The sequence below is a fragment of the Tenacibaculum sp. IMCC1 genome (genome assembly GCF_054906355.1).
The window spans coordinates 1,010,955-1,026,084 of record NZ_CM142818.1 but is presented as its reverse complement, the minus strand read 5'-3'; the positions used below and the strand labels follow the sequence as shown (position 1 = coordinate 1,026,084).

Annotated in this window: 15 protein-coding genes; 4 read left to right on the top strand and 11 right to left on the bottom strand. The window is 31.5% G+C overall.

The window, feature by feature from the left end; all coding sequences use genetic code 11:
- Positions 1–66: 66 nt before the first annotated feature.
- From ACXIHB_RS04645 to ACXIHB_RS04635, 3 genes are all read left to right on the top strand, one after another.
- Positions 67–318 carry a type B 50S ribosomal protein L31 gene (locus ACXIHB_RS04645; RefSeq protein ID WP_047789607.1) on the top strand — a complete coding sequence of 84 codons (252 nt, stop codon included), beginning with the start codon at positions 67–69 and terminating at the stop codon, positions 316–318.
- Between the two features lie 90 nt (positions 319–408).
- Positions 409–1,941, top strand: coding sequence for an FMN-binding glutamate synthase family protein (locus ACXIHB_RS04640; protein ID WP_462099031.1), 1,533 nt, complete (start codon positions 409–411; stop codon positions 1,939–1,941).
- 20 nt (positions 1,942–1,961) lie between these two features.
- Positions 1,962–3,059: a methyltransferase gene (locus ACXIHB_RS04635; protein WP_159490647.1), complete on the top strand. Its 1,098-nt coding sequence runs from the start codon at positions 1,962–1,964 to the stop codon at positions 3,057–3,059.
- A gap of 42 nt (positions 3,060–3,101) precedes the next feature.
- Here the strand turns inward: ACXIHB_RS04635 and ACXIHB_RS04630 are convergent, their stop codons facing one another.
- From ACXIHB_RS04630 to ACXIHB_RS04580, 11 genes are all read right to left on the bottom strand, one after another.
- The gene (locus tag ACXIHB_RS04630; protein ID WP_173360105.1) at positions 3,102–3,743 is read right to left on the bottom strand and encodes an outer membrane beta-barrel protein; all 642 of its coding nucleotides are present in this window, start codon (positions 3,741–3,743) and stop codon (positions 3,102–3,104) included.
- Between the two features lie 55 nt (positions 3,744–3,798).
- A complete protein-coding gene (locus ACXIHB_RS04625; protein ID WP_462099030.1) occupies positions 3,799–4,968 on the bottom strand; it encodes a histidine decarboxylase in 1,170 nt (389 codons plus the stop codon).
- Positions 4,969–5,199: 231 nt separating this feature from the next.
- The gene (locus ACXIHB_RS04620) at positions 5,200–6,234 is read right to left on the bottom strand and encodes a M28 family metallopeptidase (protein WP_349265321.1); all 1,035 of its coding nucleotides are present in this window, start codon (positions 6,232–6,234) and stop codon (positions 5,200–5,202) included.
- A gap of 65 nt (positions 6,235–6,299) precedes the next feature.
- On the bottom strand, positions 6,300–7,004 hold the full coding sequence (locus ACXIHB_RS04615; RefSeq protein ID WP_317039781.1) for an ABC transporter ATP-binding protein: 705 nt from the start codon (positions 7,002–7,004) through the stop codon (positions 6,300–6,302).
- A 125-nt stretch (positions 7,005–7,129) separates the two neighbouring features.
- The gene (locus ACXIHB_RS04610) at positions 7,130–8,161 is read right to left on the bottom strand and encodes a FecCD family ABC transporter permease (RefSeq protein WP_462099029.1); all 1,032 of its coding nucleotides are present in this window, start codon (positions 8,159–8,161) and stop codon (positions 7,130–7,132) included.
- Positions 8,162–8,740, bottom strand: a complete 579-nt coding sequence (locus ACXIHB_RS04605; RefSeq protein ID WP_253057170.1) for a non-canonical purine NTP diphosphatase — start codon at positions 8,738–8,740, stop codon at positions 8,162–8,164. It abuts the gene before it with no gap.
- 220 nt (positions 8,741–8,960) lie between these two features.
- A complete protein-coding gene (locus ACXIHB_RS04600; protein WP_047789614.1) occupies positions 8,961–9,320 on the bottom strand; it encodes a DUF2200 domain-containing protein in 360 nt (119 codons plus the stop codon).
- 8 nt (positions 9,321–9,328) lie between these two features.
- On the bottom strand, positions 9,329–9,655 hold the full coding sequence (locus ACXIHB_RS04595; RefSeq protein ID WP_047789615.1) for a DMT family transporter: 327 nt from the start codon (positions 9,653–9,655) through the stop codon (positions 9,329–9,331).
- A gap of 125 nt (positions 9,656–9,780) precedes the next feature.
- Positions 9,781–10,365 carry an SMI1/KNR4 family protein gene (locus ACXIHB_RS04590; RefSeq protein WP_462099028.1) on the bottom strand — a complete coding sequence of 195 codons (585 nt, stop codon included), beginning with the start codon at positions 10,363–10,365 and terminating at the stop codon, positions 9,781–9,783.
- Between the two features lie 166 nt (positions 10,366–10,531).
- Positions 10,532–12,976, bottom strand: coding sequence for a carboxypeptidase-like regulatory domain-containing protein (locus ACXIHB_RS04585; protein WP_462099027.1), 2,445 nt, complete (start codon positions 12,974–12,976; stop codon positions 10,532–10,534).
- An 11-nt stretch (positions 12,977–12,987) separates the two neighbouring features.
- Complete coding sequence (locus tag ACXIHB_RS04580) at positions 12,988–14,679, bottom strand: M23 family metallopeptidase (protein WP_462099026.1); 1,692 nt, start codon at positions 14,677–14,679, stop codon at positions 12,988–12,990.
- Between the two features lie 148 nt (positions 14,680–14,827).
- On the opposite strand from ACXIHB_RS04580, the gene ACXIHB_RS04575 reads away from it, so the two are divergent.
- Complete coding sequence (locus tag ACXIHB_RS04575; RefSeq protein WP_047789618.1) at positions 14,828–15,118, top strand: hypothetical protein; 291 nt, start codon at positions 14,828–14,830, stop codon at positions 15,116–15,118.
- Positions 15,119–15,130 lie beyond the last annotated feature (12 nt).

Below are 15,130 nucleotides of genomic sequence, written 5' to 3'. Positions count from 1 at the left end.
AACTATAAAGCTTTACCAACTTTATAATTTTTTCAACAAAAATAAAAGATTTTAAATTTACAAGAGATGAAAAAAGGTATACATCCAGAAAATTATAGAATGGTAGCGTTTAAAGACATGTCTAACGGAGATGTTTTTTTAACACGTTCAACTGCTAACACAAAAGAAACTTTAGAAGTAGAAGGAGTTGAGTATCCATTAATTAAATTAGAAATTTCAAGAACTTCACATCCTTTCTACACTGGTAAGTCTAAGTTAGTAGATACTGCAGGGCGTATTGATAAGTTCAAAAATAAGTACGCGAAATTCAAAAAATAATTTCAAGTATTCAAATATACAAGAAAGCTCTGGCTATATGTCAGAGCTTTTTTTATGCTAAAATTGTATTTTTGCAAAAAAATAAAAAAAATGAGAGATACTATCTTATCTGTTGTTATTGTAATAAATATTTTATGTGGTGTGTTAGTTTATTTCATGCCAGATATGGGAAATTACATTTTACTAACAGTAGCTACAGCAGTTACTCTGTTAGCAATATATGATGCTTTTATTCAAAAAAAGCATTCATTAATGAGAGCTTTTCCAGTAATTGCTCGTTTACGTTGGGTATTTGAAGAAGAAAGAGAAAAAATTCAACAGTATTTTATTGAAGACGATTTAAACGGAAAGCCTATTAATCGTGAAAAAAGAAGTATTGTTTACCAGCGTTCAAAAAGAGAAATTGAAACAGTACCTTTTGGTACCCAACATAATGTATATGCAAAGGGGTATGAGTTTGTAAAACATTCACTATTTCCTAAAGACCATCATCATATTAAAGGAGAAAGAGTACTTATTGGTTCAGATAAGTGTACACAAAAATATGACTCTTCTATAATCAATATTTCTGCAATGTCTTTTGGTTCGTTGAGTAAAAATGCAATTATGGCATTAAACCAAGGTGCTAAAATGGGTGGTTTTGCACATAATACAGGTGAAGGAGGAGTTTCTCCTTATCATTTACAAGGAGGAGATTTAATTTTTCAGGTAGGTACAGGGTATTTTGGAGCAGGGAAAAGTGTAAATGGTAAACGTGTTTTTGATGCTGAGGTTTTTAAGAAAAATGCTGTTAGAGAAGAGGTAAAGATGGTTGAAATAAAGCTTTCACAAGGAGCTAAACCAGGTCATGGTGGAATTCTTCCAGCAAAAAAGAACACGAAAGAAATTGCTGAAATTCGTTCTGTAGAGCCTTTTACACGAGTAGATTCACCACCGGCACACGATGCTTTTTCTAATTTTGACGAAATGGTTGCATTTATTCAACAGGTGAGAGAATTATCTGGAGGGAAACCCGTTGGAATTAAGTTTTGTGTTGGAGACAACGATGAAATCGAAACGATGATTAAAGCTTTTGCTGATGCTAATAATTACCCTGATTATATAGCTGTTGATGGAGGAGAAGGAGGGACAGGTTCAGCACCTTTAGAGTTTTCAAACTACATTGGTACACCGTTATTAGAAGGACTATCTTTTGTAAATAAGATGTTGAAAAAATACGGACTAAAAGACCAAATAAAAATTATTGCAAGTGGTAAAGCTATTGATGCTTTTGATGTGATTAAATATCTAGCATTAGGAGCCGATGCAATTGGTATGGCTCGTAGCTTTATGTTAAGTTTAGGCTGTATTCAGGCACGTGAATGTAATTTAGATACTTGTCCTGTGGGTGTAGCAACACAAGAGAAGGACTTAGTAAAGGCTTTGGTAGTTAAGTATAAGAATATGCGTGTAAAGAATTACCATAATAAGACAATTAGTGCCATTAAAGAAATGGTTGCAGCTATGGGAAAAGATTCAATTAAAGATGTAGAGGCAAAACACATTTTTAGAAGAAAAAGAACAGGAGAAATAACTTCGTTAGATAAAGTTTACTACACTAAAGAAAAGGTTTTAGTTAGTTAAATAAAGAAAACTAGTTAAAATTGGATACTAGAGTAAAAATACAGTCAAAAACATATCAATTACAGCGTTACCCCAAGACTTCCGACAAAAGTTTACGAGCTTGGAGTAACGCTGAACTCTTAGTGTTAGATTATATAACCGATAAGTATATAGAGGGTTTACACCTTTTTAATGACCGTTTTGGAGTGTGGAATTGCGCTTTACAGCATAAAAAAGTTACGGCTGTTTGGACGTATGCTAGTCAGCAAAAAGCAATTCGTCAAAATTTAAAACTGAATAACATTTCTACGGAAGTCGATTTTAAAACTCCTTTAGACAACTTAGAGAGTGTTGATTTAGCATTGATTAAAATTCCAAAGTCATTAGAGTTGTTTGAGTTGTTTTTACAACAAATACATAAAGCTTCACATGAAAATACTGAAGTAGTTTGTGGGTTTATGACTAAATATTTTTCAGTTTCTTTTATAAAAGTTGCTGAACAATATTTTGAAGGGGTTACTCAATCAAAAGCATGGAAAAAAGCACGTTTGTTGATTTTAAAAGTACCTAAAAAAGAAGTCAAGCAGAAGGATCTAATTAATACCATCCAGTGGAAAAGCAAAGTCTTACAGCAATATTACGGTGTGTTTTCTTCTGGAAGCATAGATATAGGAACGCAATTTTTCTTAGAAAATTTAGAAGTTAAAACAGAGGAGTTAAAAGTATTAGATGTAGCTTCTGGAAATGGAATTATAGCTTATGAAGTTACTGAGCAAAACCCACAAGCAGAAGTAACTTTGCTAGATGATTTTAACTTAGCTATAGAATCATCTAAAATTAACTTAGAAGAAAAAAAAGCAGAATTTTTATGTGATGATACTTTAGAGGGGGTAAAACAAAATTCTTTTGATTTAGTAGTATCGAACCCTCCTTTTCATTTTGAATATGAGAATAATATTGAAGTGGCACTAAACCTTTTTAAAGGAGTAGAAAATTGTTTGAAAAATAACGGAAGATTTTTGTTAGTTGCTAATTCACATTTGAATTATAGTACACACCTAATAAAGCTTTTTTCTTCGGTGAGTGTGTTAGAACAAAATAAAAAGTTTCAAATAATAGAATGTATAAAAAAACGCTAAGAATTTTCTTAGCGTTTCTTGTTTGATTTGTAAACTTTAATACTACCAATAATATGATAAACCGAACATTAAATCAGTTGAGTTTATATTAAAGTTGAAAGAACTCCAAGTTCTTTTTGATGGACTCCCGGACTTTTGTGTAGCATTATTGTATCCTAAAGTTCCTATGTTAGCCTCTAAAGCTAAATTTTTGTTTAAGAAATAAGTTATTCCTGGTCGAACACCAATAAAATACTCGTTTGTATGCCCTCCATTAGAATTTAAAACGTCATTTTTTTCATATTCTGAATAGCTATACCTAAATTCTCCTTGTAACGAAATAGTCAATTTCTTTCCAACAGGAAAATATTTTTTGATGTAAGGGAAAACTCTAAAATGATTAGTTGTGTTTACTTGATTATTTGTTGTGTTTCCTGACTCGCTTTCCGTGTATCCATACCCTAAGCCCAACCCTAGAATTAAGTTGTCGTTGAAAGTATAACCTATCTTAGGGGAGAAGTTAAAATTAAAATACTTAGAAGTATTAGGTGAATCTTCAAATTCGGAATTGGTGTGTCCTAAAGAAACATTCCCGCCAACATACCACGTGCCTTTTTCAATAGTTAATTTTTCATTTTCTTTTTTTTCTTGCCCATAAGCAAATGACAATGCAAATAGCATTGTACTTAATAATAATTTCTTCATAATTAAATTTTCTTTTTAAAGCAATCAAAAGTACTTGTCTTAGATTAATAAAAGGTTAGCTTAATGAAAAATCATAGGAAAATTCCTCTTCAATAATTTGTTCTGTACAATTTTTTAAGTCATTTACAAATTCATCAATTTGAGTTTTTGTTACGTTAGGCATACAAATAACATGAGAAATGTTCCCTTCAGTAGCTAACTGCCATTTATCTTTAATACTTTGTGGAGTTTTTGGTAATACAACAGTAATTGCATTTGGGTTTCTCCAAGCATTTACTCCAATTTTTTGTAATTCAGCTTCGCAATATTCAGCTACAGCTAAGCTATGTAGGTAACGTTGTTGTAAACCCTCAACACCTAATTGTTTTAAGGCGTACCACAAGAATAAAGGAGAATGTCCGTTACGAGAGCCTGTAATAGTAGTATCAAAAGAACCGATGTAAGAAATTCCTTTAGCAATTCTATCTCTATTTGATCTTTTAGCCATTAATACACCAGTAGGTATTGGTGAACCAATAAATTTATGTCCACTAATAGAAATGCTGTCAGCACCATCCACAAAATCGAAAGGAAGACGAGGTTGCATGAACGGTCCAAAAGAGCCAGCTAAAGCAGCATCACAATGAATATAATGGTCTTGGATAGCAAGGTTGCTTAAAATTCCTTTAATTCTACCTATATCGTCTTTTGCTTCTTTCATCGTTGTACCAAAAGTTGCCAATACAATTACTGGTTTATGACGGTTCATACGAACAGTGTTTTCAAAATCTTCATAATCCATCTCGCCATTTTCTTGCGATTTAATTACAATACTTGGGATATTTAATAAATGGATATTCTTACGTACACTATAATGAGTAGATTCAGAATAGTATACCATAGCTTTAGGAAATAATTCACGAGCAATGTATAAACCATACAGGTTACTCTCTGAACCACCGTTGGTAACATATCCCCAAAAGTCTTTCGGATTTGCTCTAAATAGTTTTGCGAAAAATGCAATAACCTCACGTTCCATTTCATGGGTTCGCACACGATAAGTGCCTTGTTCGAAAGGATCACCAAGGTTGTTAATTGGATATTGAAAAAATTTATTTAATTCTGAATAATCGAAATCTTTTGATACAGGATATCCTAAAAAAGTATCGCGAGCAGAAGCTAATTCTTCTTGTAATTTATCTAGTTTTTGTTGATTTTCTAATGATAATTTCCCTTCGTTAACCATAGTATTAAAATTTAAGCGGGCAAATGTAAACTAAGGAATGTTATTTATCAGGTATTAGTTTGATGTTTAGATTATTTTTCTAATTTATTTTTTTTAGTAGATAAATAATCTGGTTAGGGTTCTTTTTTAAGTGTAAAAGGAGATATATTTTAAGAGTAATATTAAAGAAAATAAAAAGCTCATCTAATTTAGATGAGCTTTTAAACTTTATAATTTAAATTTGATTAGACCTTATTCTGCGGCTTTATCAACCACAACACGATTCTCACGATTCGCAACTTCCCAAGCTGTATGGAAAACCAAACGAGTTCTGTTCTCTAACATTTCATAATTGATTTTGTCAGGAGTGTCAGTTGGTCTGTGATAGTCGGCATGTGTTCCATTAAAATAAAAAATAATAGGAATGTTGTGCTTAGCAAAATTATAGTGGTCAGAACGATAATAAAAACGATTAGGGTCGTTATCATCGTTGTATTTATAATCTAAATCGATGTTAGTATATTTTTTATTCATCGCTTCAGAAATGTTATGTAATTCAGTACTTAACTTATCAGAACCGATTAAGTATACATAATTTGGATTTCCTTTATGGCGGTCATCAACTCTACCAATCATATCAATGTTCAAGTTGGTAACAGTATTAGCCAATGGGAAAATTGGATTTTCAGTATAATATTTAGATCCTAATAAACCTTTTTCTTCACCTGTAACGTGTAAAAATAAAATAGAACGTTTAGGGCCTTTACCAGCATCGGCAGCTTGTTTAAAAGCTTCAGCAATTTCTAAAATAGCTACAGTTCCTGATCCATCATCATCGGCACCATTGTATATTTCTCCATTTTTAACTCCCTCGTGATCTAAGTGAGCTGAAATAACTACTATTTCATCTGGTTTTTCCGTTCCTTTGATAAAAGCAACAACATTTTCAGAATCTTTTAAAGTCATTCCTCTACGGTTGTTACTTAAGTATTCAGAAGGTACTTCTTGAAAGTAATCATCATCACCTAAAGGAGAAACTATTCCTTGACTAACATAAAAATCTTTTAAATACTTTACCGCTTTTTTTTGTCCAGGCTCCCCCGTGTTTCTTCCTTCAAATTCATCTGAAGCATAGATAAATAGATGTTTTCCTAAATCTTTTGCAGTAATAGTTTGGGCATATTTAGCTGCAAAATCAGTAGTATCATTGTCAGTACTAGCTGTTTCTTTGCTAGAACCACATGCTACCAATGCAATTGCACTAGCCATAAAAAGTAATTTTTTCATCAATAGTTAAGGTTTGTTTAGTTCGATTAGTTTCAAAAGTAAGAAAATGTTACAATTGCTCAAATTTAATTTTTCTTAATAACGAATTGTTCTAATGTTTTGTTAAAACTTATTAATTCTTTTGGAAAAAGTTTTTCAAAAGCATTTTTACTAATTAAGTCTTGTGAAGTACCTGTATATAGTTGTTTTTCAGAAAGAAGTATGAATTCATCTGCAAGTTGAATGGCTAAATTCACTTCGTGGGTAGATATAATGATAGTTTTTCTTGTATTCTTTACGAGTTTTTTTAATAAAGAAAACACTTTGAATGTATGATGTATATCTAAATGAGCAGTAGGTTCATCTAAAATAATGATTTCAGTATCTTGAGCCAAAGCTCTAGCAATAAGTACTCGTTGTAGCTGACCATCGCTCAATTCATAAAATCGTTTATCTTTTAAATGGGAGATTTCTGTCTGTTCAATTGCCCAGAGAATTTTTTTTAGATGTTCTTGAGTTAGTTTGTCAATCCAGTTAGTGTAAGGTTGACGTCCAAGAGCAACAAGTTCAAAAACCGTTAGCTGACTTAGCGGTAAACGTTCGGTTAATACTAAACTCAGCGTAGTAGATAATTCTTGACTGGTGTAGGTTGAAAGTTCTTTTTGATTGATTTTTATAATTCCGTTCAAAGGTTTTTGAACCTTAGAAATGGTACGGAGTAAGGTTGATTTTCCAATTCCATTTTTACCTAACAAAGCAACAAATTTTCCTTTTTCGATAGCTAAATCAATAGCTGAAGCAATAACTGTTTCTTGCCTTTTTGATTTGTATCCTATTGAAAGATTTTCTGTTTGTAAGACGATATGTTTTTGTTGTTGATTGATGTTTGCTTGTTTAACTGTTTATAATCTTAGTTTTACACATATATTTTCTTCTTCCTAATTAATAGCCATATAACTACAGGTGCTCCAAATAATGATGTTATTGCGTTAATAGGTAAAGTGAATTCGCTTGTGGGTAACTGCGCTATACTGTCACAAATTAAAAGAATAATAGCTCCAATTAAGGCAACAGCGGGTAATAAAATTTTATGATTTGATGTAGAGAAAATCATTTTAGCTATATGAGGAACAGCTAGTCCAACAAAAGCAATAGGACCTGAAAATGCTGTAATTACACCTGTAAGAATACTTGTGATTAGTAAAATGATATTTCTACTTTTTTTTATATTAATTCCTAAGCTTTTTGCATAGTTTTCGCCTAGTAAAAAGCTGTTTAGAGGTTTTATGACAGAGAATGTTCCAAGAATTCCTACGAGATAAATAATTCCAAAAACAGAAAGTTCAGCCCAAGTTAGATTACCCAAACTTCCAAAGCTCCAAAATAAATATTGTTGTATTTGTTCAGCTTCACTAAAAAAAGCTAATACGCTAATAACTGCTGATGTTAATGAGCCAAACATTAATCCAATAATTAAAATAGACATCGTATTACGAACTCTATTTGCAGCTATAATAACTGCTGATAATACTAAGAAAGATCCTGCACTTGCAGCAATGGCCAATGCCCAGTTAGAGTAAATAGCTACAAGAAAAAATCCTCCAAAAACACTAGAACCTAAAATGAGTAATGCTACACCAAGGCTTGCACCAGAAGATATTCCTAATACAAAAGGGCCTGCAAGTGGATTTCTGAATAATGTTTGCATTAATAAACCACTTATAGCTAATCCTGACCCAACTAGCATTGCTATAATTGCTTTTGGCAAGCGGTAATTAATGATAATGGTTTCCCAACTATCTTTTACAACAGGGTTACCAAATAAGGAGTTGAAAATTTCTTTTAAAGGAATGGATACGGAACCTAAACTAATGTTTAGTAGTAGAAAAATAATCAGTAAAACTGATAAAAGTAAAAAGTGAACTGTGTATGTTTTTGATAAATTCAATTAGCTAATTGATTTTAAAAAAGCGACTAATTGTTGAATAGCTAATCCTCTATGACTTATTTTGTTTTTTTCTTCTGAAGTCATTTCTGCAAATGATTTGTTGTATCCTTCAGGCTGAAAAATGGGATCATATCCAAAACCTTGTTCACCTTGCTTAGATGTTAAAATGGTTCCTTTACAAACTCCATCAAATAAAAATTGCTTTCCATCTAAATTTAAACAAACAGAAGTTCTAAACTGAGCATTTCTATCAGTTTTATTGTTCAACATTGTTAATAGTTTTTGCATGTTGTTTTCTGCATTAGCAGGTTCACCAGCATAGCGAGCAGAATATACTCCTGGTTCTCCATTTAAAGCTTCTACCTCTAAACCTGTATCGTCGGCAAAACAATTATATCCAAACTTTTCAGTAATATAATTTGCTTTAATTTTGGCGTTTCCTTCTAAAGTAGTTGCGGTTTCTTCAATATCATCAAAGCAATCGATGTCCTTCAAAGAAAGTAACTCAATAGAGTTAGGTAACATTTTTTGTACTTCAGCAAGTTTGTTTAGATTGTTAGTAGCAAAAACTAGTTTCATGTGTTGAAAATTAACAAAAGCAAATGTATTCAATTTTTATCATCTTTGCTGGTGTTTTTATTTTAATAAAAAAGGTCTTCGTCTTGAAAGTCTTGTAAATAAAGAGGTGTTGTGTGAAGGTAGGGTTAAGGGTTATTAAGTGCCCTAAAAGGGTTCAAGGCCTCTTTTATTCAAATAACAAAGAAACCGATATAACTTTTAAAAAGAAAAATTAAAAGGTTTATCGTAAAATTTTCTCAATTTTACGACCTTTAGCTAATTCATCTACAAGCTTGTCTAAATAACGAACTTGCTTCGTTAACGGAGTTTCGATTTCTTCTATTCGATAACCACAAATAACTCCTGTAATTAAATGAGCATTTAGATTTAAGTCGGCTTCTTTGAAGAAGGATTTAAAAGTTACTTTTTGATCAATTAATTTGTTTAATTTTTGATTGTTAAAACCAGTAAGCCATTCAATTACTAGGTGTAACTCCTCTTTTGTTCTTCCTTTTTTCTCAACTTTAGTAACATAATGAGGGTAAACAGAAGCAAAAGTCATGCTCGCTATTTTTTCGTCGTGTTTGGGTGTTGTTTTCATGACTTAGGTTAATGTGAAACGATTTTGAGTCCTACAATCGAAGTAATTAATGTTGTGATAAAAAATAATCGCCAAAATGTAGCGGGTTCTTTAAAAACTAAAATTCCAATTAGTACTGTTCCTACAGCACCAATTCCTGTCCAAACTGCATAGGCAGTTCCAATAGGTAGCTCTTGGGTTGCTTTTAAGAGAAGCAACATACTTATAGATAAACAGATTAAAAAGCCAATATACCAATATGCGGCTTCTATTCCAGTAGTTTCTTTAGCTTTTCCAAGACAAGCTGCAAAAGCTACTTCAAATAAACCAGCTATAATTAACAAAATCCAATTAATTTGTAATTACTTTTTAGATACTAAAATACAATAACTTTATTCAATTACAAGCTAAGGTGTGCTACCTTTTCACTTGTTTTATTTTGAAGTTAAAATGTTACTGCTATTGAGCTGAGTTAAAGGTTTTACAAATCTTCTTTAATAATTATTCCTCCCCACTCGTTAGAATATACATATTTGTTGTTTTCAAGATTGGTACAATAGTTCTCAAAGAAAACCTTAAAAGAAGGTGCTATATACTCTCTTACACTATCGTCGTGCCACATTCTTATTATCTGTCCTTTAGTTCCATTTTCTGTAGGATCCATATCTATACATAGATGATTTCCAGAACCATCATAAGTAATTGGAATCCATTTAGGGTTCCACCAAAAGTCTTTAATTTCTTCATCGGGTTCAGCTTCACTATCTTCAAAATCTCCACCCTCATATAAATTATACCAAATTTTCCATTCATCAATTATTCTATTAGAAGAAAGTAGCTCTTCAGCATCTATTAAGCCTTCGGCATTTCTGTTTTGACCGTTGTGTATACTTAAAAAGGCTATAAAGTCTTCAGGTAGTTCTGTTTGTATGGTTTGTTGTAATTGTTTTATTTCTTCTGGTTGAATTGCAGGCTGAAGCTCTTCAGATAAATGAGGAGCATTAGAAGAAACCCAATTTTTAAAACGGTTCCATAAATTTTCTATTTCAATTTTTTGATTTTTCATTGTAATTATTTTTTGTAATGTAATATTAATGCTTACTAGACTTCTTGTAAAAAAATAGATAGAGCTTTTCACAGAACTATTTAAATTTTCAAGCTAAAGTACTATGTGTGGAAAATGCTTAAGGAAGTTTTTTCGCTAATTTTTCGTTAAAAAAGAGTAGAGAAGACTAAAATTGTACTCCTAACTTAAAGTTCAACACTCTTCCTGTCATATAGTTAGGAATACCGTATTGGTTTTTACTGTAAGCATCACGTACCCATGTATTGGTGTTGGAGTTACGGATGTCGAAAATGTTAAATAATTCTAAACCAGCGGTAAGTTCTTTAAAGTTACGTAAGAATCCAGTTTTATGTTGTTTGTTAGCATCAGCAAAAACATAAGAAATTCCTACATCGGCACGTTTATAATCGTTCAAACGATTTTGAAATTGATATACATCAGCGTAAGCAGGAGCTCCACCAGGTAACCCAGTGTTATAAACAAGGTTTAGATAAGCTTTTAAGTCAGGTAAGTTAGGCACATAATCTTGAAATAATACACCAAATTTTAAACGTTGATCAGTTGGTCGAGCAATATAACCTCTATTGTTAATATTTTCTTCGGTTTTTAAATAACCAAAGCTAACCCAACTGTCGTTACCAGGTACAAACTCTCCGTTTAAACGAACATCTAAACCGTAAGCATAGGCATTAGTAAGATTGTCTGCGCGATAACGAATGCGGACATTATCAACAGAGTAAGCATTTACATCTGATAAATCTTTGTAATAAAGTTCAGTAACTAATTTAAAAGGGCGTTCCCATACGTTAAAACTATATTCATTCCCAGCAACTATGTGAATTGACTTTTGCGCTTTTACTTTGGGGTGTACTTGTCCGTCATAATCACGTAATTCTTTATAAAATGGAGGTTGTGAATACCATCCACCAGATATTCTAAATAGCATATCGCTTTCCCAATCAGGTTTAATAGCAAATTGCGCTCTAGGGCTCAAGATTGTTTGAGAATAACTATTAGTAGAAGCTGTTTTTATAGACCAATAATGAGAACGAACTCCAATATTCATCCAAACTTGGTGGTCATTCCACATTGCTTTTCTACTGAATTGTAAGAAACTAGTAATACGGCTAATGTTTGTTTCATTTTCTGCTCTCACATTTCTGTAAGGATTAATAGGACCTGTAAGAGGTTCGTATGGTTGATTATTTCCGGTGTGGTGTGGTGGACGAACAGAAAAACCTAAAGAGTCTATCACTTCCCATTCACGAATACGGTCTTTAATATTTTCCTTTTGGTATTTAATACCAGCTTTCCATTCATTATTATCATCTTTTAAAGTAGCTTTTAGTTGAATATTGTTGATTAAAGCATCCAAGTCGTTACGTGCATGATTAATTTGCGAACCTATTCCTTGAGAAAATTCAACTTCACCAAAATTTTCAGAACCAATATTGCTATTTACTTCTCCTATGGCGTAAGCGGCAGCAATATCAAAATATTCTTCTTCTTGTGTATTAAAAGAAGAAATAGTACCAGTAAGTTTTAGATTGTCGTTAACTTGATAATCAGCAGAGAGCGCTCCAAATAAGGTTTGAAAACGATCTTTTTCTTGCCCTTGATAAAAAACGATTAATTCTAGTGGATTCGTTAAAGTTCCAAATCGGGTTTTACGAGTTAATGGTTTGTAATTGTAATTGTTGAGAGAGAAGTTTCCTAAGAAGTTTAACGTGAGTTTATCAGTAGCTTGGTAACTTAAAAATGATTGAACATCTGTAAATTGAGGTCTAAAGTTAACCTCGGTTTGTTTACTATTTACAAATAAACTATTATCACGGTAACGAACACCAACAATTGCACTTAGTTTGTTATTAACATAAGTATCTTCTATAGTAAAACTTCCTCCTAACAAACTCAAATCTAATTGTATGCCAAAGTTAGTTGGTTTTCGATAGGTAATGTCTAGTACAGAAGATAGTTTGTCTCCATATTTTGCTTGAAATCCACCTGCAGAGAAATTGATATTCTGAATCATATGCGGATTGGTAAAACTTAAGCCTTCTTGTTGGCCAGAACGGATTAAAAATGGACGATACACTTCAATTCCGTTAACATATACTAGGTTTTCATCAAAATTACCACCTCGAACATTATATTGAGTGCTTAATTCGTTGTTGTTACTAACTCCAGGGAGCGTCATTAATATATTTTCAACACCAGCATTAGCACCAAGTATGTTTTTTACTTTTTTAGTTTTTATTTTGGTAATTCCTTGGGCTTCTTTTTGTTGGCTTTTAACGATAACTTCTTCTAATTTTTCACTCTTAATTTGTAAAGTAGGAGAGAAGTTAAAGTTTCTTTTTCCTCTAGAAGTGAATTTTTTTACCAAAGTTTTATAAGAAACATGTGTGAATGTAACAGTAACAGTTTTACGGATAGGAATTGTAAATTGATACATTCCATTAGCATCGGTAGTAGTTCCTTTAGATAAATAGGAAATCGCAACTCCTTCAATTGGTGTATTGAATTTATTGGTAATGATTCCTTTTACTGTAGCTGTTTTTTGTGCAAAAACGAGTGAAGGGAACAGTAATAAAAGAATAAATTTTTTCAAGCTTGTTTAGTTTACTTTCTGAAAAATGTTGCTGAAAATGTTTCAGTATTACCCACATTATCAGAGACTACAAGTTTAAAAATATGTTTGCTACCAACCAACTTTTTATCATTAAAATCGTATGTAAGTATTCTTTTTTTATGGTTATACTCCATTAAAATCCATTCACCATCAATAGTAGCGCGGTAATTTTTTATTCCCGTTTCTTTATCCCCAATTTTAACTTTCAGTGTTTTATTTTTAGAAATCCACTGATTGTTACTAAAATTGTATAGCTGAATAGTTGGTTTTCCTGTGTCAAAACGTAAAGCATAACTACCTAAGAGTTTAGTGGTAGTATATACTTTGTCAATTTTTTTTCTTGTAGATGTGTATCTTGGATATTTAGGATTTGTAACATTAGCGATATATACATGTTGTTTTTGATCTTCTGTTAAAAAAGAAGTCTCAAAAGTTAGTGTATAACGTTTGTCTAAAGGAATTGTAGGGTCGTGAATTTTTGCAGTACCATTTTCAACTTTAAAATCAATGAAACAATCTTTATAAAAAGTGTTTTTAGGAAAAGCAACTGTTACATTTTTTTGATGAAATTTATTAAAGTTAGTTGCTATAATTTTATAGTTAGTAGTATCTTTTTCCTTAAAGACTAAATTGCTTGCAGTTCCTCTAACTGGTATCCTTACTTTAGAAGTGTTATGTTTGAAGTCTTTGGCTATAATCTCAATATTGTAATTAGCTCCGTTTTCAATATATATTTTTCCGTTGTTTATTAAATCTTCATATAAGCTAAGTCTATTTGCGTTTACCTTGTGTGTTCTTTGTACTCTATCTCTATATTTTTTATAATGCTTATAGTCAATTAATAAGTTAATATATTTACTCTCTGCGAAAGAAAAGGTTTCAACATCATGATAATACACACGTTTACCATTTACTTTCATTTCTAAACTATAAATTCCATTTTTATTTAAAGCACCATTTAATCGGTCAAACACGCTAATACCAAAACCAATAGTGCCACTGGCAGTAATTTTTTCGGCAACATAATTACCTTCACCATTATTTTTAAATGAAATAACAGATTTTAATGCCGAATTATTAATTCTAGCATCATCACTTAATGGATAGGCTACTAATTTTTGAACAGTAGGAGTTTTATCGTCTTCAGCTGTTAAACCAAAATGCATTGGGTTAATAATATATTCTGTTTTAGTATCTCGAATTTCATAATGTAAGTGCGGACCTCCAGAACTACCAGTATCACCAGTATAACCAATAAGTTGTCCTTTTTTTACAGGGAATTTATCTGATTTAAGAAAAAGGTTTCCTGTACTATATTTTTCTTTTTTGTACTGAATACTTTTTACATACTGTTGAATGCTTGGTTCAAAACGTTTTAAATGTGCATATACAGTTGTATAACCGTTAGGGTGCGTTATATATAAAGCCTTTCCAAAACCATATTGCTGCACTTTTATACGAGAAACATATCCATTAGCAGGGGCGTAAATAGGAATACCTTCTTTACCTTGAGTTTTAATATCTATTCCAGAATGAAAGTGGTTACTTCGTAATTCTCCAAAAGTACCAGACAATACAATAGGAATTTTTAAAGGGTTTGAAAAATAGTTTCGCGGATACTTATTTTGAGCTTGTCCGCAAATAAAAAAGATAAATAGAATAAGAGAAAAATAAAATTTCAAAATGCAACAGTTTTAAAGCAAAACTAATAAAATTCTATTAAAGCTGTTAAAGATTTAAAATCAGTAATTTAGTAAAAAACACTAAAAGAGTTGCTAATTATAAGTTATATTAATAACTTTGTAAATATAGTTTTATTCTCTAAAATAAATGAGTAACCCTTTAAAAGCAGTTCATTTACTGGAAGATAGATTGAAGGACTTACTTTCGAACTACGAGTTTTTGAAAGAAGAAAATAGAGTTTTACTTCAAAATAACGGAGAGTTACAAGTTTTATTACAGGAAAAAGAGAGGCAATTAGAAGAACAGCAAAAACAATTTAATTTGCTGAAAGTTGCAAAAACTATTGAGGGCAGTAACGAAAGTACAAGAGAAACAAAACTCAAAATAAATACTTTAATTCGAGAGATTGATAAGTGCATCACCCTTTTGAATACATAATATAAGTTTTTT

What these genes read in the sequence shown, in the direction of transcription:
- ACXIHB_RS04575 (WP_047789618.1), top strand. Translation starts at nt 14,828, where the DNA reads ATGAGTAACCCTTTAAAAGCAGTTCATTTACTGGAAGATAGATTGAAG.
- ACXIHB_RS04630 (WP_173360105.1), bottom strand. Translation starts at nt 3,743, where the DNA reads ATGAAGAAATTATTATTAAGTACAATGCTATTTGCATTGTCATTTGCT.
- ACXIHB_RS04640 (WP_462099031.1), top strand. Translation starts at nt 409, where the DNA reads ATGAGAGATACTATCTTATCTGTTGTTATTGTAATAAATATTTTATGT.
- ACXIHB_RS04645 (WP_047789607.1), top strand. Translation starts at nt 67, where the DNA reads ATGAAAAAAGGTATACATCCAGAAAATTATAGAATGGTAGCGTTTAAA.
- ACXIHB_RS04625 (WP_462099030.1), bottom strand. Translation starts at nt 4,968, where the DNA reads ATGGTTAACGAAGGGAAATTATCATTAGAAAATCAACAAAAACTAGAT.
- ACXIHB_RS04590 (WP_462099028.1), bottom strand. Translation starts at nt 10,365, where the DNA reads ATGAAAAATCAAAAAATTGAAATAGAAAATTTATGGAACCGTTTTAAA.
- ACXIHB_RS04600 (WP_047789614.1), bottom strand. Translation starts at nt 9,320, where the DNA reads ATGAAAACAACACCCAAACACGACGAAAAAATAGCGAGCATGACTTTT.
- ACXIHB_RS04605 (WP_253057170.1), bottom strand. Translation starts at nt 8,740, where the DNA reads ATGAAACTAGTTTTTGCTACTAACAATCTAAACAAACTTGCTGAAGTA.
- ACXIHB_RS04620 (WP_349265321.1), bottom strand. Translation starts at nt 6,234, where the DNA reads ATGAAAAAATTACTTTTTATGGCTAGTGCAATTGCATTGGTAGCATGT.